Source organism: Methylococcus capsulatus (genome assembly GCF_036864975.1).
In the GTDB taxonomy this organism is placed as follows: Bacteria; Pseudomonadota; Gammaproteobacteria; order Methylococcales; family Methylococcaceae; genus Methylococcus.
Window position 1 is genome coordinate 2,562,413 of record NZ_CP104311.1, and the last position, 21,143, is coordinate 2,583,555.

At 62.7% G+C, this 21,143-nt stretch carries 19 protein-coding genes and 1 pseudogene; 11 read left to right on the plus strand and 9 right to left on the minus strand.

The features are described from left to right. Positions 1 to 17: 17 nt before the first annotated feature. The gene (locus N4J17_RS12560) at positions 18 to 269 is read right to left on the minus strand and encodes a zinc-ribbon domain-containing protein (protein ID WP_198321538.1); all 252 of its coding nucleotides are present in this window, start codon (positions 267 to 269) and stop codon (positions 18 to 20) included. A 246-nt stretch (positions 270 to 515) separates the two neighbouring features. Between N4J17_RS12560 and N4J17_RS12565 the strand changes: the two genes are divergently transcribed. Continuing rightward, complete coding sequence (locus N4J17_RS12565; protein WP_198321539.1) at positions 516 to 1,394, plus strand: RodZ domain-containing protein; 879 nt, start codon at positions 516 to 518, stop codon at positions 1,392 to 1,394. 6 nt (positions 1,395 to 1,400) lie between these two features. Here the strand turns inward: N4J17_RS12565 and N4J17_RS12570 are convergent, their stop codons facing one another. The 4 genes from N4J17_RS12570 to N4J17_RS12585 form a co-directional block, all read right to left on the minus strand. Beyond that, entirely contained in the window at positions 1,401 to 2,477 is a 1,077-nt protein-coding gene (locus tag N4J17_RS12570; protein WP_198321540.1) for a YkgJ family cysteine cluster protein, read from the minus strand. A 62-nt stretch (positions 2,478 to 2,539) separates the two neighbouring features. Then, complete coding sequence (locus N4J17_RS12575; protein WP_198321541.1) at positions 2,540 to 3,043, minus strand: hypothetical protein; 504 nt, start codon at positions 3,041 to 3,043, stop codon at positions 2,540 to 2,542. 18 nt (positions 3,044 to 3,061) lie between these two features. Beyond that, positions 3,062 to 4,969 carry an ATP-binding cassette domain-containing protein gene (locus N4J17_RS12580; RefSeq protein ID WP_198321542.1) on the minus strand — a complete coding sequence of 636 codons (1,908 nt, stop codon included), beginning with the start codon at positions 4,967 to 4,969 and terminating at the stop codon, positions 3,062 to 3,064. A gap of 21 nt (positions 4,970 to 4,990) precedes the next feature. After that, complete coding sequence (locus N4J17_RS12585) at positions 4,991 to 5,515, minus strand: YcxB family protein (RefSeq protein WP_198321543.1); 525 nt, start codon at positions 5,513 to 5,515, stop codon at positions 4,991 to 4,993. Positions 5,516 to 5,688: 173 nt separating this feature from the next. Here N4J17_RS12585 and bfr point away from each other — a divergent pair, with 173 nt between their 5' ends. Continuing rightward, entirely contained in the window at positions 5,689 to 6,159 is a 471-nt protein-coding gene (bfr, locus tag N4J17_RS12590; protein WP_198321544.1) for a bacterioferritin, read from the plus strand. Positions 6,160 to 6,300: 141 nt separating this feature from the next. Continuing rightward, a pseudogene (locus N4J17_RS12595) lies at positions 6,301 to 6,396 on the plus strand ((2Fe-2S)-binding protein); the annotation flags it as partial. 441 nt (positions 6,397 to 6,837) lie between these two features. Here the strand turns inward: N4J17_RS12595 and N4J17_RS12600 are convergent. The 3 genes from N4J17_RS12600 to N4J17_RS12610 all read right to left on the minus strand — a co-directional run bounded on the left by N4J17_RS12600 (position 6,838) and on the right by N4J17_RS12610 (position 8,771). Continuing rightward, complete coding sequence (locus N4J17_RS12600; RefSeq protein ID WP_198321545.1) at positions 6,838 to 7,179, minus strand: hypothetical protein; 342 nt, start codon at positions 7,177 to 7,179, stop codon at positions 6,838 to 6,840. Between the two features lie 193 nt (positions 7,180 to 7,372). Next, the gene (gene def, locus N4J17_RS12605; protein ID WP_198321546.1) at positions 7,373 to 7,948 is read right to left on the minus strand and encodes a peptide deformylase; all 576 of its coding nucleotides are present in this window, start codon (positions 7,946 to 7,948) and stop codon (positions 7,373 to 7,375) included. Position 7,949: 1 nt separating this feature from the next. Continuing rightward, positions 7,950 to 8,771: an NADPH-dependent oxidoreductase gene (locus N4J17_RS12610; protein ID WP_198321547.1), complete on the minus strand. Its 822-nt coding sequence runs from the start codon at positions 8,769 to 8,771 to the stop codon at positions 7,950 to 7,952. 559 nt (positions 8,772 to 9,330) lie between these two features. Here N4J17_RS12610 and N4J17_RS12615 point away from each other — a divergent pair. The 4 genes from N4J17_RS12615 to N4J17_RS12630 all read left to right on the plus strand — a co-directional run bounded on the left by N4J17_RS12615 (position 9,331) and on the right by N4J17_RS12630 (position 13,965). Beyond that, complete coding sequence (locus N4J17_RS12615) at positions 9,331 to 10,704, plus strand: porin (RefSeq protein WP_232470172.1); 1,374 nt, start codon at positions 9,331 to 9,333, stop codon at positions 10,702 to 10,704. 90 nt (positions 10,705 to 10,794) lie between these two features. Continuing rightward, positions 10,795 to 12,246 (plus strand): sodium:proton antiporter NhaD, encoded by a 1,452-nt coding sequence (gene nhaD, locus N4J17_RS12620; protein WP_198321548.1) that lies wholly within the window; start codon positions 10,795 to 10,797, stop codon positions 12,244 to 12,246. Positions 12,247 to 12,564: 318 nt separating this feature from the next. Then, the gene (locus N4J17_RS12625; RefSeq protein ID WP_338457605.1) at positions 12,565 to 13,182 is read left to right on the plus strand and encodes a flavodoxin; all 618 of its coding nucleotides are present in this window, start codon (positions 12,565 to 12,567) and stop codon (positions 13,180 to 13,182) included. A gap of 315 nt (positions 13,183 to 13,497) precedes the next feature. Continuing rightward, complete coding sequence (locus N4J17_RS12630; protein WP_338457606.1) at positions 13,498 to 13,965, plus strand: type II toxin-antitoxin system RatA family toxin; 468 nt, start codon at positions 13,498 to 13,500, stop codon at positions 13,963 to 13,965. Positions 13,966 to 13,980: 15 nt separating this feature from the next. Here the strand turns inward: N4J17_RS12630 and N4J17_RS12635 are convergent, their stop codons facing one another. Next, positions 13,981 to 16,341 (minus strand): DNA translocase FtsK, encoded by a 2,361-nt coding sequence (locus tag N4J17_RS12635; protein ID WP_232470174.1) that lies wholly within the window; start codon positions 16,339 to 16,341, stop codon positions 13,981 to 13,983. Between the two features lie 193 nt (positions 16,342 to 16,534). Here N4J17_RS12635 and trxB point away from each other — a divergent pair, with 193 nt between their 5' ends. From trxB to miaA, 4 genes are all read left to right on the plus strand, one after another. Next, positions 16,535 to 17,488 (plus strand): thioredoxin-disulfide reductase, encoded by a 954-nt coding sequence (trxB, locus tag N4J17_RS12640; protein ID WP_198321550.1) that lies wholly within the window; start codon positions 16,535 to 16,537, stop codon positions 17,486 to 17,488. A gap of 37 nt (positions 17,489 to 17,525) precedes the next feature. Further along, positions 17,526 to 18,137 carry a hypothetical protein gene (locus N4J17_RS12645; RefSeq protein WP_232470175.1) on the plus strand — a complete coding sequence of 204 codons (612 nt, stop codon included), beginning with the start codon at positions 17,526 to 17,528 and terminating at the stop codon, positions 18,135 to 18,137. A 91-nt stretch (positions 18,138 to 18,228) separates the two neighbouring features. Beyond that, positions 18,229 to 20,064 (plus strand): DNA mismatch repair endonuclease MutL, encoded by a 1,836-nt coding sequence (mutL, locus tag N4J17_RS12650; protein WP_198321551.1) that lies wholly within the window; start codon positions 18,229 to 18,231, stop codon positions 20,062 to 20,064. Next, the gene (gene miaA, locus N4J17_RS12655) at positions 20,061 to 20,999 is read left to right on the plus strand and encodes a tRNA (adenosine(37)-N6)-dimethylallyltransferase MiaA (RefSeq protein ID WP_198321552.1); all 939 of its coding nucleotides are present in this window, start codon (positions 20,061 to 20,063) and stop codon (positions 20,997 to 20,999) included. Before mutL ends, miaA begins: the two co-directional genes overlap by 4 nt. Positions 21,000 to 21,143: the final 144 nt, after the last annotated feature.

The following is a 21,143-nucleotide window of genomic DNA, read 5'->3' on the forward strand; positions in this document are numbered from 1 at the left end:
TCGTGTCGGGCCTTCGCTTACAGTATGCCAAGCATGAACAGCACCGCCCCCGGCATCGCAAGCGCCGGTCCCCACCAGGCGCCGCCCAGGGTGGCCACGATGCCGGCGGCAAGAGTCAGGATGCCGATGGCCTGGAATTTTCCGCGGAGCTTTCGGATTGGGGGTTCGCTTTCACTGGAGGTTGATTCGACCGTTTTTCCGCAGCTTGGGCAGATGTTTGCTTGCGCGGAGATTTGGGTTCCGCAATGGACACAGGTGCCGAGTTCCATAGTTTTCTCCTCGTTCTGCAATCGGGCCAACGGCCCTTTGTTGTTTTGGGAGTGGAGACTGCATAGCCTTACGCCGGAGTGGTTGTCCGGTACGGCTATTTTGACACCTCGGGGCAGGCCGTGGCATGTGGCGCCTTGCATGCCAGGGAACGGCGGAATTGAACTTGCCAAGCCGTAACCGGATGCGTTTGAATGGGGCGACGGGCAAGCGCTCAAGTAATTTCGTTTTTGCGGCGGAACAACGACATGGGTGACACGCTGGACAACGATCCCGCAGACCGGCCGGGAGAGGATGGCGCGGGATACAGGCTTCGGGCTGCCCGGGAGGCACGCAAGCTGGGGCTCGACAAGGTGGCGCGCGAACTGCATTTATCGGTAGGTACCGTCGGCGCACTCGAACGGGACGACTATTCCGGTCTGCCGCCCCCTACGTTCGTTCGCGGATATCTGCGCAGTTACGCACGTTTGCTGGATCTGCCGGAGCAGGAAATCGTCGACGCCTATAACCGCGTCGCAGGGGAGGGACCGGCTCCGGAGCCGGAACCGGTGGTGCATGCCCAGAGCGAGGTCAGACCGGTTGCCTGGTTCGGTCCGCTGGCTCTGGTCCTGGTTGGGATTGCGGGCATCTGGGGTTATCAGTACTGGCATTCGTCCCAGACCTCCGGGCCGGCCCCCTCTCCGGCCGGACTTGCCAAACCCGTGCCGGCCGAACCGGCCGGGACCGGGGCCACCGTGGCCGACCGGGAGGAGGCGCCGTCTCCCTCCGGTATGCCGCCACCCGCTTCAAGCCCGGCGGCGGTCGAAGCCCTCGTTGTACCGGTCGTTGCGCCGTCTCCGTCGGCGCAGCCCAGTCCGGAACCCTTGCCGCCCGAGGTGGATACTCTGACGCTGAGCTTCTCGGGGGAGTCCTGGGCCAGCGTGATCGACGCGGAAGGGAAAAGATTGCTCTTTCAGACTCTGGCCAAAGGCCAAGTGAGAACTGTCCAGGGGAAGGCGCCGTTTAGGGTCACGCTCGGCCGACCGGCCGATACCCGCCTGGATTACAACGGCAAGGCTTACGATCACGGCTATACCAGCAATCGCGTCTCGGTGAGGTTTTCCGTACCCAGGAGCACCGGGCAATGAGCATTTCTACAGCGACAGACCCACCCGCCGGCGGGCATCCAGACAATTTGCGCTGCCACGGGTGAAATCCCGGCAGGTCCGCGGCCGGTCCGGGTAGATGCCGCAGGCATAGGATTCCGCCGGGGCGTTACCCCCCGTTAGGGCGGCACAGCGCCCGCCGTCGCGGCGCAGTTTCCGGCGTCCATCGGTGGAGACGACCAGTTCGGGATGCAGGCGGACGAGCGGTTCGCGCGCCGATATTTCCACTGCCTGGTAGGCTTCCCGGCAGCAGGCGCCACAACTGAGGCAATCGAGGTCTTCGGCAGGCTCCCAGCGCATGCAGGCCGGCGCATCGGGAGGGATGCGCGCCTTCTGCGCATGACGGCAGCTCATCCCCCGGCGGCCGGCGTATGACCAGGCGCAGCCGGTGCAGCCTGCCTCCACCCGGTAGCGAGCGACGGCGGCATGGCCCGCGGGATGCATGGGGGGCGGGGGCGTGACCGTAGCCCATAAGGACGGCAGCTGCCCGTCGTCGCTTGTGATATGGCGGGGAACGACGCGGGCGATGGCTGCGGTCGCCGCCAGAGCGGCCTGAAGGTGCGGCGCCCAGCGTGGCTGCGAGGCACGCCAGACAGCCAGCCGGGCGGCGACGCAGGAGGGTTCGCGGCGGCCGCCTTGGTCTGGCGGGGCCGTCATCGGGTCATCGCCGAGGTTGGGCCAGAATTTGACGCGAAAGTCGGTGGTAGGGGCGAAGAAGTCGCCCAGGCCCACACCGTCGGCGAGATAGGCCTGTAGCCGCAGGCAGGCTTGCTCGCGCCACAGGTGGCGGTTGCTGGTGTTGTCCAGTCCCCAATCCACTTGGGCCTCGCCGGCTTCGCCCTCCACCAGCGCATGGCACAACTCGTGGAAGATCATTTGGGCGAGGGAGTCGTCCGGGTCGAGCAGGTCGTCGGTGCCGATCAAGATCGTGCCTCGTCCGTCCGTGGAGGCGTACACCTCCGGGCTGCGCGCGACGCGGAAGCCTATGTTTTCGGCACAGGCGATCCAGATCCGCGCCAGGGGGTCTTGGTAACTGTGATGGGGGCGGCGCAGGAAAGCGGTCATGTAGCGGAAGCGTATGTGCGCACTGAGAAGGACGAAGCCTAAGGCGGGGAATGCCGATATCGTCAAACGGCCGAAGGGGGGAACAATGTCATCATCACGCTGTAGCTTCCCGCCACGTACGCGACGGCGAGCAGCAAGCCGGTGGCCCAGGGTTGGGAAAGGGAGTGCCGGAAAATGTGCGCGACGACGGCGACATGCCAGAGCATCATGCTGAAGAGGATGAGATGGATGCCGGCAACGTCGGGCGCCGCCAAGGTCCAGGCCACCAGGGGGATGGCGAGCGCGCTGATGACAACGTCGCTGCCGAGCATGGCGATCGCCGTCTTCTGCCAGCGCGGCGTTTTCTTGAACAGAGCCAGCAACAGCCATACGAACCCGAGGAGCATCGCCAATTCCGCCATTGATTCGACGATGGCTGGTAGCCATTCCACTTCCAGCCCTAGCAGGATGAAGCCGACCAGGAGGTAGGCTGCCGCTGTGAGCCACAACAGCAGCATGGACCGCGGGACATCCTGCGGCCCTTTGCGGAACAGGCAGATTTCGATGAACAGTCGGATCAGCGGCATGCGGGGTCTTCTCCGGATTCAGCAGGCCATGTCGGTCTGGAGCTGCGCCTGTTCCAGCGCTTCGCTGGCGGCATACCAGGCTGCTTCAGCGCGGACCTGCGAATTTTCCGCCTCGGCCTTGTCCAGTAGCAGGCGTTTGAGCCGGTCCTTGGCTTCCGCGGCATACAGGCCGGGATCGGTCAACTGGGCTTCGAGTTCTTCCCGCCGCTTCGAGCAGCGCTCCAGCTCCGCTTCGGCACGTTCGAGCTGCAGGCGCAAAGGCCGGAGCCGCTGTCGTCTTTCGGCATCGGCCCGCCGGGTTTCGCGGCGGGACGCCCCCGCGTCGCGGTGGCCATCGGCTCCGCTGGAGGTGGAGGAAGCGCGGTTGCGCAGCCAGGCGCGGTAGTCGTCCAGATCACCGTCGAATGGGGTAACCCCGCCATCGGCGACGAGGAAGAAATCATCTACCACCGCGCGCAGCAGGTAGCTGTCGTGCGACACCAGCACGACCGCACCTTCGAAATCCTGCAGCGCACGGATCAGCGCCAGCCGCATTTGCAGATCCAGATGGTTGGTTGGTTCGTCGAGCAAGAGGAGGTTGGGTCGCTGGTAGACGATCAGGGCCAGTACCAGTCGGGCTTTCTCGCCGCCCGAAAACCCGGCGATGGGGTCGAAAGTCCGTTCGCCGCTGAAGCCGAAGCCGCCGAGGAAATCGCGGATGTCCTTTTCGGAGGCCTTGTCGTCCAGCCTCTGGACATGGAACACGGCGTTTTCCCCGGGACGCAGCAGTTCCAGCTGATGCTGGGCGAAATATCCCAGCCGCAGTTCGCTTGAAACCCGGCGCTCACCGCTCAAGGGCGGCTGCAACCCGGCCAGCAGCCGGATCAAGGTCGATTTGCCGGCGCCGTTGCGACCCAGCAGGCCGACCCGGTCGCCCGGCATCAGCGACATCCCGATTTTTTCCAAGAGCGGTACGCCTTCATATCCCACCGTCACATCTTCGGTTTGCAGCAACGGACGGGGCAGTTTTTCCGGAGAGCGGAAGGCGAATTCGAAGGGTGAATCCACATGGGCCCGTGAAATCACTTCCATCTTCGCCAGTAGTTTGAGCCGGCTCTGGGCCTGACGCGCCTTGGTCGCCTTGGCACGGAACCGGTCGACGAAACCCTGCAGGCGGGCGATTTCGGCCTGCTGCCTGTGGAAGGCCGCCTGGTTCTGCGCCAGCCGCTGGGCCCGTGCCTGTTCGAAGGCGGAAAAATTGCCGGTGTTGAGAACCACTTGGCCGTTTTCGATGTGGAGGATGTGGTCGGCTAGACCATCGAGGAAGTCGCGGTCGTGCGAGATGAACAGCAAGGTGCCGGGATAGCCGGCCAGCCATTCCTGCAGCCACAATATAGCATCGAGGTCGAGGTGGTTGGTGGGCTCGTCCAGCAGCAGGAGATCCGAGCGGCACATCAGCGCTCGGCCCAGTGCAAGCCGCATGCGCCAGCCGCCAGAGAAGGCGTCGACCGGACGCTCGCTATCGCCGGCCGCAAACCCCAGACCGGCGAGCAGCCGCGCTGCATTGGCCCTGGCCTGATAGCCGCCGATGGCCGCATAACGGGCGTGCGCTCGGGCCAGTGCAAGGCCGTCTCCAGAGGTTTCGGCCAAGGCGATCTCACGCTCGACCTCGCGCAGCTCTGCGTCGCCATCGATGATGAACTCGATCACCGCCCGTGTGTCGGTTGGCGTTTCCTGGGCGACATGGGCGATGACCCAGTTCGGCGGGAGCCGAACTTCGCCCGCGTCGGTCTGCCTGCTCCCGGTCACCAACTTGAACAGGCTGGACTTACCTGCGCCATTGGCGCCGGTCACCCCGACTTTCTGGCCGGGAAAGATGTTGAATGAGGCGTGCTCGAACAGGATCCGGCCGCCGATTCTGAGGGTGACCTCGCGAAACTCGATCATCGTGAGACAGGCGCAGCCGCTTCAGTCCGCCGCAGCGATCCGTTCGTCCGCCGCCTTTACGAAGTCGCGCAGCTTGGCGGCATTGGTCGTGGCCCGCGGTACGATCAGAGCCTCGTCGATCGCGACGAAAATGAACGCGTATTTGTCGGTGAGCTCGATCCGCAGGATTTCACTCCAGGGAATCCGGGTTTCCTCGCCGTCCAGCTTTTTCTCGATCAGCGCGTCCCTGGCCACAGTCAGCCGGTAACGACCCAGAATGCGGCGCTTGTCTTCGTCCGAGTACATGGCCAGCAGTTGCTTGCGCGTGGTCCAGCGCATATAGGCGGGAACCAAGAAGCCCCAGGCCAGCGCGATGATGCCCACATAGGCCGCGGACACCATGTCCTGGTAATAGAACCAGAGAAACAGCGAAATGGCGACGAAAAATGCCGGGATGGTGGACTGATGCCGTTGCCGCCGTTTCTTTAGGGCCTTGGTTTCTCGTATCTGATACTCGCTGAAAGCCAGCAGGTCCTGTTCGCGTAGTTCGTACTCGATTTCGTTCATTTGTCCAGGTGGTCCGGTCGCCGATGTCGTGGTCTTCTTGTTGCCTGCGTCTCGGATCGGGCGTAGGTTCGACTGTGGCAGGGTTTTTTGAGCTGACTAGTATACGTAATTCTGTTTCAATTACGTACGACAACCACAAAAGCCCTGAAGAGGGCGTTCCGGGAGATGGGGATATGAAAGGTCAGCCTGAGGTGATAACGGCGCTGAATCGGCTGCTGGCGGGCGAGCTCGCTGCGATCGACCAGTATTTCATCCATGCGATGATGTACCGGGACTGGGGATTTCATGTCCTGCATGAGCACGCGGCCCACGAAATGCAGGAGGAGCAGGGTCACGCCGGTGCGCTGATCCAGCGTATCCTGTTCCTGGAAGGGGTTCCGGATGTGGTCGGCAGGGATGTGATCCACGTCGGACGGAACGTGCCGGAGATGCTGAAAAACGACCTCGGCGTCGAATACGCCGTCATCGGCCATCTGCGCGAGGTGATCGGCCTGTGCGAGGAGAAGGGCGACTACGAGACCCGGCGTATCCTGCAGGTTCTCCTCGACGACACCGAGGAGGATCACTGCCTGTGGCTGGAGACTCAGCTTCGGCTGATCGAGAGCATTGGCCTGGAGAATTATCTGCAAAGCCAAATGGAATGAAGGGTTTAGGCGCCGTGTCGGCAGCTGGATGGGGCAATGCCGTTGTCCCGATTCGGAAACAAAATTTTTTCCGATTCTTGTTTGAGAAACGTTCTCAGTTCTGCTAGTCTAAGCTCGTACCCAGTCTTGAGGTCCATGCTTATGTATGTCTGTATCTGTAGGAACGTCACTGACCGCCAGGTTCGGGAAGCCGTCACTCGCCATGGCGTGCACAATATGCGCACGTTGCGGAAGCGTTTGGACGCCTGCAGTCAGTGCGGAAAATGCGCGCTGGAAGTCAAGACGCTCATCCGGGAAGCCCAGGCGGAGAACGCCATGCTCGAGCAGCAGGGCATGGCGGCCTGAGTATCGCTTCGGTTCATACCGAACGTGATGGCGCCGCGCTGCGGGCAGCTATGCAGCTTTCGCAGGCGGGCTCGGGTTTTCCCTATCCGGGCGAAACACGGGTCACCTTGGCCCCTTCTTCATGGTCCGCACCGGGCCATTCCGACAACTTGAATATTCCCTTCGTCGCTTTGAATTGGGATGCCTGCATCGGTTCGGCAGCGTCGCCTCTCCGGTTCATGGCGGCATAACTGACGCGAATGATGCGCCCCTGTCGCTGCCGCGACGGAAACTCGAGGAGGCTTCTGCAGCCGAAGGTCGCCCATTGCCAAAGCTCTCTTCAGTGACGTTGCCCTATGGGTTGGGCAGATGGGCGAGGAACCATTCCAGCAGCCGGATCATTATCACGCCCACCACCGCACCGACGGAACCGACCACCCAGAGGGTCTGGCGATGGATGGCCTGCGTCAGACGCACTTCCACCTCCTTGATCTCTTTCTGGAGCTTCAATTCGACTTCCTTGATCTCCTTTTGCAGCCGCAATTCGGTCTCGCGCACCTGGCCGGCGGTCGCCACGTCCTTCAACTGGGGATAGCGGTCCTCCAGATGCTCGAAGGCTTCCGCGATCAGTTTGGCGCGCGTCTTGTCTTCGCCCGCCTCGGTCAGTTGTTCGTACAGTCGTAGCGCTACGCTCATGGTCGTCCCGGAAACGCCTTGCGTCGCAGTTTAGCATGGGCCCGCTGACCCGCTGAACGGCCCTTGCGCGCGGTGAGCCACGGTTCGTCCATTGCCTTAATGCCAGCTCCGCCCCGTTGCGCAAATAGCTCTGCGTTCTTGGCTCCATGTGCTGTTGTAGTACTGCTGCCGGCCGGGCAGTCCGCCGTCACCCTCAGCCGGTTTCGATGTCACCGTAGCGGGCGTAGTTGGCCTGCGTAGTGAAACTGCGCGGGTCCATCCGGTCGATGTAGAGCCTGCCGTGCAGGTGGTCGATCTCGTGCTGCAGGATGCGGGCATACCAGCCGCTGGCCTCGATGATCCGCGGTTCGCCCCAGTGGTCCAGGCAGGATACCCGTACCGAGCGGGCTCGCGCGACCCGTGCGCTGAAGCCTGCGAGGCTGAGGCAGCCTTCGTGGAAGACGTCGGTATCTTCCGAGCGGGCGACGATTTCCGGGTTGGCGATGCCGTGGAAGGGCACCGGTTCGCGCCCTCGCGCCGCCAGTTCCTCGGCCGACAGGCCCTTCTGGTAGTCGGCGCGGTCTTCGATGACGGCCAGTTGCAGACCCTGGCCGATCTGTGGGGCGGCGAGTCCCACGCCCGGCGCGTCGCGCATCGTCTCGCGCATGTGCCCGATCAGCGTCTGCACCGCGGCGCTGCGGATTTCCTCCGGGCTCAAGGGACGCGCCCGCTGCCGCAGCACCGGTTCGCCGGCCTGGACAATCTTCAATTTGAGGGCAAGGCTGTCCATCTCAGCGCAATTCGAAGCCGAGAGCATTCAGGGCTGCCTTGAGCCGGTCGCGGCCGGACAGCTTGGCGGGACCGGAGATGCGCGAGGCGGAGTGTTTTGACCAGTCACCCGTGACCGCCATGTTCTGTTCGGCATAGAACTCCGACATCGTGGCGTTGTAACGCTCCACTGCCTCGTCCTGGCTTTCCAGAGCATAGGTTTCCCGGTGCAGCACCGCGTTTTGCGGCAGACGCGGCTTGATGGCGGGGATGGCGCCGGGCTCGGGGTGGCCGACGCACAGGCCGAAGACGGCGAAAACTCCCCGAGGCAGGCCGAGCTCCTCCGCCACCCGTTCCGGGTGGTTGCGCATCGCGCCGATGTAGACCGTGCCCAATCCAAACGATTCCGCAGCGACCACGGCGTTCTGCGCCGCCAGGGCGGCGTCGACCACAGCCATGGTGTACATCTCCAGATAGTCCAGTCCCTCGGTGGCGATGCCGCGCCGGGCGGCGATCCTCCGCAGACGGGCATGGTCGGCCAGCCAGACCAGGAACAACGGCGCCTGGACGATGTGGGCCTGATTGCCAGCCAGTTCGGCCAGGCGAGCGCGCCGCGCGCCGTCTTCGACCGCGACCACGCTCCAGAGCTGAAGGTTGGACGAACTGGCGGCGGATTGGGCCGCAGCGACCAGGGCTTCCAGCGTACCCGGGGCCAAGGGCTCGGCGGTGTAGTTGCGGACCGAGCGGTGGGAAAGCAGGTGTTCCAGGACAGCGTTCGAGGTGATGGCCGGTACGGTTTCATGCCTGCCGTAACGTGAGGCGAGTAGCGTTGGGACTGAGCTCATGGTTTTTGATCGTTGGATCAGAAGGGCCGCCCTCCCGCCAAGCTGGTGCGCTTGCGCACGCGCTGCGATTCAGCGGGGAACGGGATTCGCACAAGCACGGTTGCCTGATTGTCCCGGAACACGATCCGCCCACGTGCCGCCGGTGGCGATAGGCGAAACGCGGGTCCGCAAGATGGGCTCGCAACAGCCCGGTCAGACCGCGTCCTCCTGCGGTTCCCAGCCAACGATTTCGACTTCGGTGGCCACGCTGAGATACAGCAGCTGCCTGCCGGCCTCGGCATGGGCGCGCACCTGCGGCTGGGGGAAAGCCTTGCTGCTGGGTGGGGTTTTCGGGTCGAACCGGCAGCGGGGACGTGAGGCACCTTGCTTGCACTTAAAGGGATTGTAGGTGATGAGCTGCAGGCCGTCGATGAGACGCTTGGGGGCATCGTCGAGCGTGTCGTAGGCCCAGTACAGTGGGTTCCTCAGTCAAGGCAGGGAGTTTGACCGTGCTCGAATCTTTTACGCACTTTTTATCACCGCGTAGATAAACTGCCCTCTTTTTTCATTGGACAATTGAATGGCTCTGGTGCCGGAGAGGCTGTTTCCCTTTACCCGTAGCTCCGCCGTCACAGTGAGTTTATTCCTGGTCTGTTCCCACGCATTCGCCACGGATACCACGTCGGGCCTGCTCGATTATCTCGGCGCCGGCATCGATGGCCGCACGGAATTCCAGCGGTTGGGCATCCACGTGGGCGGATGGGTGAACGCCAGCATGACTTACAATGCGAGCAATCCGCCGGACAATTTCAACGGTCCGGTTTCGTTCAACGACCGCGCCGGCGAACTTCAGATGAACCAGTTCTATCTGTATCTGGAGCGTGCCGTCGCGGCCAGTCCCGACGATTGGGACATCGGCGGCCGTTTCGACTTCATGTATGGTACCGACGCGATCTTCACCCAGTCCTATGGTATCCCCTACGTTGACCCGAGAACGGGTCGGCCACTGAACCGGGGGCATTGGGACCTGCATCTCTCAAGCTGGTCGAACCGTTTCTACGGGATCGCTCTGCCCCAGGCCTTTGCCGAATTCAATCTGCCAGTGGGCAACGGCCTCGTCGTCAAGGCCGGCCATTTCTATACTCCGCTGGGGTACGAAATGGTCACGGCGCCGGACAACTTTTTCATCACCCGGCCCTATACGTTCCAGTTCAATCCCTTCACCCACACCGGCGTACTGTCCAGTTATACGATCGACGCCAACTGGTCGGTGTCGGCCGGTGCGGTCACCGGAAGCGCCACCGGCGGGGGTGACGGCACCTGGGACCAGCAGCTCGGAAACTGGGATTTCCTGGGCGGTGCGGGCTGGACCGGCGACGACAGGAGCGATTCATTCAGTGTGACCTCGATGGCGGGAGGGCGTTCCGAACGGTTCGGCGACCTATGGGCGGTATACAGTCTGGTGGGCAAGACGAGTTTTCTGGACGACAGGCTGCATTACGTCATCGAACATACCCATGGTTTCGCGGATCAGGTGCAGACCGCCAATTACTCCCGCAACGGCGGAAAGCTCGAGAACGCCCAATGGTACGGAATTGCCCAATGGCTGACCTATACGCTAGAGGAGCACTGGTCGGTGGGGCTGCGGGCCGAATGGTGGCGCGACAACAACGGCTTCCGAGTGTCCGGACCGCCGCGCTGCAGCGGGAGCGTGAACATCGATGGCGCCGGGGCCGCACGGCCCTATGCCTGCAACCCCGATTTTTCCACCGTCTATCCGTTCCAGGGCAGCGGCTATTACGCGCTGACGGTGGGCTTGAACTGGAAGCCACTGAACTGGGTGATCCTGCGTCCCAACGCCCGCTACGATTGGTCCGACAACATCAAGATCTTCGATGCCGGGAAACGCTCGGACCAGTTCCTGTTTTCCGCGGATGTGGTCGTGACTTTCTGATGCCCGCACCCTTGGCGGCGGACGGCGCGTGCGCTGGTTTCCGGCATACCCCTTTCCACCATATTCTTGATGTTTGACAAAGGACATCGAATGAATCGGCGCTCGCGGAAATCGGCCTTGCCGTTGCTGGGCCTGCTTGTCGGGCTTCCATCGGTCGCCCTGGGGAATGCGGACACGCTGTCACCACCCTTGGATCTCACTCAACACTGGGCAGGATATTTCTCACTGGTCGTGATGGTGTCTGCTTATGCAGCAGCCATGTTGGAGGAGGTCACGCATCTTAGAAAATCCAAGCCCATGCTGCTCGGTGCTGCCTTGGTCTGGTTCGCCATTTCCCTGGTCTACCGGCGGCACGGGCAGGTCGATGCGGCGGTGACGGCGTTCGCCTCGAATCTCCTGGCCTACAGCGAGCTGCTGCTGTTCATTATGGTCTCCATGACCTATCTGAACGTCATGGAAGACATGAGAGTGTTCAATGCCTTGCGGATCGCCCTGGTAAGGCGGCGGCTGGGCTATCGGTCGCTGTTCTGGGTCACCGGAATCCTGGTGTTTTTCATCGCCTGCGTGATCAACGGTCTCACCGCCGGTCTGCTCATGGGCGTCGTGGTGGTCGCGGTGGGGCGGAACAGTCCCCGCTTCGTTTCCCTGGCCTGTATCAACATCGTGGTGGCGACCAATGCCGGCGGTTCGTTCAGTCCGCTGGGCGGCATTTCCACGCTGTTCGTCTGGCAGAAGGGAATGCTGCAGTTCACCCAGTTTTTCACCCTGTTCGTTCCCTGTCTGGTGAATTTTCTGGTGCCCGCGCTTGCCATGCACTTCGCGCTGCCCAGGGACCGGCCGCTGGTCGAAGCGGAATGCGTCGTGATGCAGCGGGGGGCCGGGGGAGTGGTATTTCTGTTCGGGGTCACCATCGGCTTGGCCGTGTTCTCCGACATGTATCTTCACCTGCCGCCGGCTGCGGGGATGATGGCCGGCCTGTCGCTGTTGCAGTTCTTCACGTTTTATCTCCGCAAGACCTCGAGCCGGATCGCGCCGGGGTCGCAAGGTGTCAAACTGTCCCTGGACGAGCCCGATATGCCGGATGGTATCCTCGAGACTCAGCGCTTCGACATCTTCGAAAAAGTGGGACGGCTCGAATGGGACACGCTCCTCTTCTTTTATGGGGCGATGATGGGGATCGGCGGGCTCGGCTTCATCGGCTATTTGGACGCCGTTTCTGCTTGGCTGTATGGTCAGCACAGCGCCACCTTGGCTAACGTGTTGATCGGACTTTCGTCCGCCTTTGTCGATAACGGGACGCTGATGTTCGCCGTCCTGAGCATGCACCCTGAACTGCCCGAAGGGCAATGGCTGCTCGTGACCCTGACCCTGGGGGTTGGCGGGAGTCTGCTGGCCATCGGCTCGGCACCGGGCATTGCCTTGCTCGGGATGACCCGCGGACAATACAGTTTCAGCAGTCATCTGAAATGGTGCCCGGTGATCCTTCTTGGTTATTTTGCAGCCATCGGGGCTCATCTCATCGTCAACTCGCGTTTTTTCTGACAGTCCATGCCTCTGGGGACGGTGCCGTGGAGGGCTTTTTGCACTTTTTGCGGGCGTCTCTGGAAAAGCTCTGAGCATCGTACAAATATCCATATATATCAGATTGATGACTCATGATTGCCCGGTGAGCCCACATTCTTATCCACAGATTCTGTGGACATTTTCCGGCCTGGAAATCGTGTCGGTGGCCGTGATCCGCGGTTTTCCTTACGATTGGTCTGGTTATTGCTTTATTCTGCTCGATGTCTGAACCGCTGGCGCTTGCCGCGGACTTGCGCGCGGCCATCCTGGTTCAGGAACCCCGGGGGCGGAAGTCCTTTGGCCGCGGCCGATCGGGCCAAGACCGGTTCGGACGCAATATTATCCTTGGTTGAACAACATGTTATAGAGGAAACAGTCATGGGGAAGATAGGGATCTTTTTCGGCTCCGATACCGGTAATACCCGCCGCGTCGCCAAGCAGCTTGCCAAGAAACTGGGCGATGATGCGGACGCTCCGGTCGATGTCAAGAAAGCCAGCATCGACGATGTGCTCAAGTACGATGCACTGATTCTGGGCACACCGACCCTGGGGGAGGGCGAATTGCCTGGCCTGGACTCCGGTGCTTCTGAGGAAAGCTGGCTCGAGTTCCTGCCGAAGTTCAAGGGCAGGGACATGTCTGGGAAAACCGTGGCGTTGTTTGGCCTGGGCGATCAGCAGGGATATGGCCATGAATTCGTCGACGCGCTGCGCGAAATCTACGATCAGGTGATCGAGTGCGGGGCCAGGGTGGTCGGCGCATGGCCTACGGATACCTATGAGTTTGAAAAGTCCAAAGCGGTCGTGGATGGTAAGTTCGTCGGCCTGGTGATCGATCACGAGAACCAGAGCGAAATGACGGACGAACGCCTGGACGAGTGGCTGGCGATCGTCAAGCCGGCCCTCGTCGGCGCCTGACGGCCGCTGGTTTGCTTCAGCCCGCAACGTTGCATGGAAGCTCCGGGGCAGCCGGAGCTTCCTCGAATTTTCCGCCCGCTGGCCGGTCAAATTTTTGTATGTCTGGTGTGGCCTGAAGGCCGAGTGGCCGGAGTTCGTGAGTCGCAGGGCATCCGCTTCGCCTGGCTGGTTTTGGAGGAGGCCCCGCTTCGATCCAGGGGGTAAACTGCTTTATCATTTCACGTTCCGGTCTGCACTGCGGCTCCAGACGAAGGGGGCCGGAGGATCGTCGAACTTCCGGGGGAAATGATGCCGACAATATCGACCAGCGTCTGCGTGAACTACACGCAGGACCAGATGTACGAGCTCGTCAATGACGTGGCCGAGTATCCGAAATATCTTCCGCTCTGCCGCGATGTCAGAGTGCTGTCCGCGGCAGAGCGCCATATCAAGGCGACCATCACCCTGGCCAAAGGCGCTGTGAGACTGAATTTCACCACGGCCAATACCATGGAACCCGGCCGGCATATCCACATGAAGCTGGTGGACGGGCCGTTCAAATATCTGCGCGGGAACTGGCGTTTCGACGCCAATCCTCACGGCGGCTGCGACGTTTCGTTCCGGGTGGATTTCGAATTTGCAAATCCCCTCCTGCAGATGGCTCTGGGCGGGATTTTCAGGGAGGTGATGGAATCGCTGGTGGCCGCGTTCTGCAATCAGGCGGCCAAGCGCTACGGCAACGCCGGTCCGGCGTTGCCGCAAGGGGAGGTACGGGATAGCGTCGGAAGCAGCGGGTCTGTCTGAAGAAAGGGAATTTCTTCAGATCGGCGGTGGCGGCGGAGCCAGTACCTGGCGGCTTCCATTGGTATCGGCCGGCGTGACCACGCCGGCGCGTTCCATGTCCTCGATCATCCGCGCGGCACGGTTGTAGCCCACCTTGAAGCGGCGCTGCACGGAGGATATGGAAGCCTTGCGGCTTTCTGTAACGAACCTTACCGCTTCGTCATAAAGGGCGTCGCTTTCATCGCCCCCTCCGCCGTCACCGTTCCCCCCGCGGAATCCTGTTCCGTCTGTCGAGTCTTCGCTGAACCGTGTGATGTCCTCGATGTAATCCGGCTCGCCGGTGCTCTTGAGGAACTCCACCACCTTGTGGACATCGTGGTCGGACACGAAAGCGCCGTGGGCGCGCTGCGGGAAGCCGGTGCCGGGGGGCAGATAGAGCATGTCGCCGTTGCCGAGCAGCGCTTCGGCGCCGCCCTGGTCGATGATGGTGCGCGAGTCGATTCGGGAGGAGACCTGGAACGCGATGCGTGTCGGGATGTTAGCCTTGATCAGGCCGGTGATCACGTCCACCGAGGGCCGCTGGGTGGCCAGGATCAAATGCAGCCCCGCGGCACGCGCCTTCTGCGCCAGCCGGGCGATCAGCTCCTCCACTTTCTTGCCCACGATCATCATCATGTCGGCCAGCTCGTCGATGACGATGACGATACAGGGCAGGGGTTCGAGCAGCGGCGGCTCCTCGTCGCCCAAGGCAAGGTTCGGGTTCCACAGTGGGTCGCGCAGCGGCTTGCCGGCTTCGGCGGACTCCCTTACCCGTTGGTTGAAACCGTCGAGATTGCGCACCCCGACCAGCGACATCAGCTTGTAGCGGCGCTCCATCTCGGCGACGCACCAACGCAGTGCATTGGCGGCCTCCTTCATGTCGGTGACTACCGGCGTCAGCAGATGGGGGATGCCTTCGTAAACTGAAAGCTCCAGCATCTTGGGATCGATCATGATCAGCCGGACGTCAGCCGGGCGGGCCTTGTACAAAAGGCTCAGGATCATCACGTTGATGGCGACCGATTTGCCGGAGCCCGTGGTGCCGGCGACCAGGAGATGCGGCATTTTGGCCAGGTTGGCCACCACGGGCTGGCCGCTGATGTCCTTGCCGAGTACCAGCGTGAGAGGGGATGACGCCTGCTGGTAGGCTTCGGACGCCAGGACCGAGTGCAGCAGCACGATCTCGCGCTCCCGGTTGGGGATTTCCAGACCTACCACCGATTTGCCGGGAATCACTTCGACCACCCGCACGCTGGTAACCGACAGTGCCCGCGCCAGGTCTTTCGCCAGACCGCTGATCCGGCTGACCTTGACGCCAGGGGCGGGTTGCAACTCGAACCGGGTGATCACCGGTCCCGGATGGACCGAGACGACTTCCACGTCCACGCCGAAATCCGCCAGGATCGTTTCCACCAGTTCCGACATCTGCTGCAACACGGACGGTGAATAGGCATGCACCTTGGCCGAAGCGTCGTTCAGCAGGCTCAGCGAGGGCAGGGCACCGCTGGCCGGCTTCCGGACCATGGATGAGGCCGGCGGCTTCTTGGGCTGCAAGAAAGGAATGACCGGAGCACGCGGCGCTGCCGGTTCCGATGGCTGTCCGGCAGGTTCGGAGGCACAGGATGGCGCCGCCGGCCGTTCCTGCGGCTTGACAGGCCGCGGCACGGCTTGGCGCGGTTTCGCCGGAGCGGCGGCCATCGGCGGGGGCGGCTCGGGCGCGGCTGCCGGTTGCTGCCCGCCCCTGGCGAGGAAAGCAGGAATGGTCGTGACCCGCCGGACCAGGAGCAATACCGCCTGGCCGGTGGCATCCACCAGCTTCAGCCAGGACAGGCCGGTCGCCAGCGACACTCCGGCCAGAAAGACACCGCCGAGCAGCACCGATGCGCCTTTGACGCCGAACGAGCCGGTCATGAGGTCCGCAAGTTCCCGCCCGACGATGCCTCCCGTAGTCTCCGGCAGAGGCAGCGGCACCCGCAGCAGTTGCAGGTCGACGATGCCGGAACCGGCGGCGATGGCTGCGCCCAGGCCGAGCCAGCGTAAGGTGGAGTCCAGCAGCGAGAAGCGGGAGTGTGCGCAGCGGCCCCGGTAGATGCGGTAGCCGTAACCGGCCAGAAGCAGCGGGAGTAGGTAGGCCACGATGCCGAACAAGGAAAACGAGAAATCCGACAACCAGGCGCCTACAGCGCCGGCGCCGTTGGAGACCGTTCCGCGGTTGCCGGTATGGGTCCAACCGGCATCCTCCAGGTCGAAAGTGACCAGTGCGATGAGGAAGAACGCGGCGAGCGCCAGGTAGGCCAGAAATGCTCCCTCTCTCAATGTCCGCACCAGCGAGGAGCGCAGATCGTCCGCCGGTTTCATTTTCTTGTCCGCTTTCGCCAAAAGGCTCACCAAATCAATCAAATATACAAACCGGGTATTGTTTCAAATGTGCGCGCCGATCCGCAAGGCGCACTGTTTGTGACGCAGGCGGGTTGCCGTGTTCTGGCGGTTAGAAATCGCGCACAGCCGAGCCGTATAATGCTTTCATTTTCTCAGCAGGATAGAGGATTTCATGAGCGAACCGAAGCATTCCAGAGTATTGATCCTGGGTTCGGGCCCGGCCGGCTACACTGCCGCAGTCTATGCCGCGCGCGCCAATCTCAAGCCGGTATTGGTGACCGGTATCCAGATGGGCGGGCAGCTTACCACGACGACCGAGGTGGACAATTGGCCGGGCGATGCCGACGGCGTGATGGGGCCGGAACTGATGGAGCGGATGCGGCGTCATGCCGAGCGCTTCGACACTGAGATCGTCTTCGATCATATCCACACGGCCGATCTGTCACGGCGTCCTTTCACCCTGACGGGCGATGCCGGTGTCTATACCAGTGACGCCCTGATCATCGCCACCGGTGCATCCGCCCGCTACCTGGGGCTGCCTTCGGAGGAAGCGTACAAGGGCCGGGGCGTTTCCGCCTGCGCCACCTGTGACGGGTTCTTTTACAAAGGTAAGCACGTGGCCGTGATCGGCGGCGGCAACACCGCGGTGGAGGAGGCGCTGTACCTGTCCAACATCGCGGCGAAGGTGACCGTGGTCCACCGCCGCGACAAGTTCCGCTCCGAAAAGATATTGTCGGACAAATTGCTGGATCGGGCGGCGAACGGCAACGTCAGCATCGAGTGGAACAGCGTGCTCGACGAAGTCCTGGGCGATGAGATGGGCGTCACGGGCGTGCGCATCAGGAACGTGCACGACGGCACGACCAAGGACATTGCCCTGGAGGGCGTATTCATCGCGATCGGTCACACCCCGAACACCGAGATTTTTTCGGGGCAACTGGAGATGCGCAACGGCTACATCGTGGTCAAGGGCGGCAGCGAGGGCGGCGCGACGGCGACCAGCGTGGATGGTGTGTTCGCGGCCGGCGACGTCTCCGATGCGATCTATCGGCAGGCCATCACTTCCGCGGGCTCGGGCTGCATGGCCGCGCTCGATGCCGAGAAGTTTCTCGACAACCAGGGGTGAGTATTTTGGGGTCCCAGAGCTCATCGAGGAGTCGCGAATGAAAATGACTGTCTGGAATTCACCGACGGCTTGTCGGTTCGCGCTTTCAGGTCTGATCATGGCAGGGGTGATCGCGTGTGCCCCTCACTATGATCCGAACGCTCCTGCGCTGAGGACTGGCTATACCTGCTGCAATCTGCATTTCGAAGACGACTGGATCAGCGACGGCAACTACGGCGAGAACCCGTTCATCGCCGCGGGAACGCCCGTCAAGGTGTACGGATACAGTGGCGACTGCGCCTATGCAGAGATCGGCGGGCGCAAGATGCGGCTCGGCCATGACTACGGCCGCAACGAGGAAACGCTGCAGCACTGGGTTGAGAAAATCGTCGTGACGAAGGATCCCAAGGTCCGTCTCGCCGTGTTTTCGCCGGATGTGCGGGAGGCCATCCGGATGGGCAAAGTATCTGGGGGCATGACGAAGGAACAGGCCATCATGGCGGTCGGTTATCCCCTGACCAGCGAAACCCCTTCGCTGGACGCCCCGGTGTGGAATTACTGGCTGTCCAGCTTCGACCGGTACCAGCTCGTCTGGGATAAGCAGGGCAGGATGCAGGTCTGGGCCGATCCCGGCATCAAGGCCAAAGTCGTGCACTCACCTGGGAAATGATGTCTCCACAGCCGGGCCGGCTGCCGGCCGCGATGAGAGAGAAAGTTCGCCTGCGTCCCGTGTTCGCATGCGTGCGGAGAAGACTTGCCGGATGAGCGGCGTCGAACTTCCCCCAGTCTCGCTCCGCATGCGGATCCGCCAACTCCCTCCCCAGCTGATCAACCAGATTGCGGCCGGCGAGGTCATCGAGCGGCCGGCTTCCGTAGTGAAGGAACTGGTCGAGAATGCTTTCGACGCCGGTGCCCGTCAGGTTGAAGTGGACGTTGAGGAGGGCGGCGTCCGGCTGATCCGGATACGCGATGATGGTTGCGGCATCGACCGTGAAGACTTGGGCTTGGCCCTGTCGCGCCATGCCACCAGCAAGATCGCGTCGCTCGAGGATCTGGAGCGGGTGGCGACCCTGGGTTTTCGTGGCGAGGCTTTGTCCAGTATCAGCGCCATCGCCCGGCTGACGCTGACCTCCCGCACTGCCGATGCCCCATGCGGCTGGCGGGTGAGCGCCGACGGCAGCGAAAGCGGCTTCGAAATTCAGCCCGCCCAGCACGCCCGAGGTACGACGGTGGAAGTGCGGGACCTGTTCTACAATACCCCCGCTCGCCGCAAATTCCTCCGGGCGGAGAAAACCGAGTTCGGCCATATCCAGATGCTGGTGCAGCGCATGGCACTGGCACGGTTCGATGTCGGCTTAAGGCTCCGGCACAACCAGCGCGAAGTGCTCCGGCTGCGGCCGGACACTGAGGAAGCCGGCGGGGCCGAACGGATCGGCGCGCTGTGCGGGTCGGATTTTCTGGAACAGGCGTTGCGGGTGGATTTCGAGGCATCCGGCCTGCGCCTGCACGGGTGGGTGGGATTGCCGACCTTCTCACGCAGCCAGGCCGATCTACAGTTCTTCTACGTCAACCGCCGGCTGGTCCGCGACAAACTGGTCGGTCATGCGGTCCGCCAGGCCTACCAGGACGTGATGTACCACCAGCGCCAGCCGGTCTACGTGCTGTATCTGGAGATTGATCCCGGGCTGGTCGACGTCAACGCCCATCCAGCCAAGCTGGAAGTGCGTTTCCGCGAAGGGCGGATGGTGCACGATTTCCTGTTCAGCGCTTTGCACCGGTCCATCGCCGGGCATCGGCCGGGGCAGGCGGTGGGCGTCGTCGAAGCACCCGCCGTAGAACGACCGACCTCGCTTGCGGAACAGCCGCAGCAGCGTCAGCAGCCTTTATTCCGGGTGGCGGAGACACCGCACCGGCCGTATTTGCCCGGCGGTATCACCGAGCTCTTCGGCGATCTGCGCAAATTGTATTCGGCTCCTCAGCCGAATCCGATGGAGACCCGGGCCGAGCAGGAGATCCCGCCGCTGGGGTATGCCCTGGCCCACCTCAAGGGTGTGTACATCTTGGCCGAGAACGCGCAGGGGCTGATCCTAGTGGATGGTCATGCCGCTCACGAGCGGATCACCTACGAGCGCCTGAAACGGGAATATCAGGCGGGGGGGATCGCCAGCCAGCCCCTGCTGCTGCCAGTGAGGATCAAGCTGAGCCGCACTGATGCCGATCTGGCTGAAGAGCATGGCGAGCATTTGACGCGGTTGGGAATGGAGCTGCGGCGCACTGGGGAGGACAGCGTACTGGTCCGTTCGGTGCCGGCTTTGTTGGAGGGGAGCGACGTCGAACGCCTGGTGCGGGATACGCTGGCCGATCTGCACGAGCACGGGTCTTCCGGGCGTTTGCAGGAAACCTTGAACACCATTCTTGCCACCATGGCTTGCCACGGTTCCGTGCGGGCCGGGCGTAAGCTCACGGTGCCGGAGATGAACGCGCTGCTGCGTGAAATGGAGGCCACCGAGCGCGCTGGTCAGTGCAACCACGGCCGGCCGACTTGGGTACAGCTCGACACTCAGGAGCTCGACCGTCTGTTCCTGCGCGGCCGATGACGGTCTCCGAGCTGCCGCCGGTCGTGGTGCTGATGGGGCCCACCGCGTCGGGCAAATCACGACTGGCGATCGAACTCGCCGACGCACTGAACGGCGAGATCGTCAGCGTCGATTCCTCCCTGGTCTACCGCGGCATGGACATCGGCACCGCCAAGCCTTCCCCTGTTGAGCGCGCGGCCGTGCCGCACCACCTGATCGACATCCTCGACCCGAGTGAGGTCTTCTCGACCGGCCAGTTCCGTGACCAGTCCTTGGCCCTGATCGCCGACATCACCGCCCGCGGCCGACTGCCGATACTGGCCGGCGGCACCATGCTGTATTTCAACGCGCTATTGCGGGGATTGGCGGAACTGCCGTCAGCCGATCCGACTATCCGCCGGGAGATCGAAGCGCGGGCGGCGCGGGAAGGATGGCATGCCCTCCACGCCGAACTGGCCCGTATCGATCCGCCTGCCGCTGCCCGCATCCATCGCAACGATCCCCAGCGCCTGCAACGCGCTTTGGAAGTGTTCTACCTCACCGGCCGGACGCTGTCCGACCTGTGCGGAGGCAGCCGCCCCGCCGCGCTGCCGTTCCGGCCCTTGCGCCTCGTGCTGGCGCCATCGAGCCGGGCCGTGCTGGCGGAGCGCATCGCCGAGCGGTTCAGGCGGATGTTGCAGGAGAGTTTTCTGGAAGAAGTCGAGGCCCTCTATCGGCGCGGCGACCTGAACGAAACTCTGCCCTCTATCCGCGCCGTGGGGTACCGCCAAGCTTGGGATTATCTGCAAGGGAAATGCGATTTCGATACTTTCGTGGAACGCGCCATCATCGCTACCCGGCAATTCGCCAAGCGGCAGTACACTTGGTTGAGAAAGGAGACGGAGGCGACTTGGCTGCAAAGCGAGGCACCCGGTTTGATCGACAAAGCGGTGAGGGAGGTAAAGGCAGTACTATAGATCTTTGGGTACGGACGTGATCATGCCGGACCGCCGCTTGAGCCAAATCTTCGAGCAGGAGAGGAGGTCGCGGGGCGGAAGCCCTCTGGCTGGATAGGACGCTCTTTTTCGGAGCAGAAGAGGGCGCTTTGGGGTCTGGCCGCC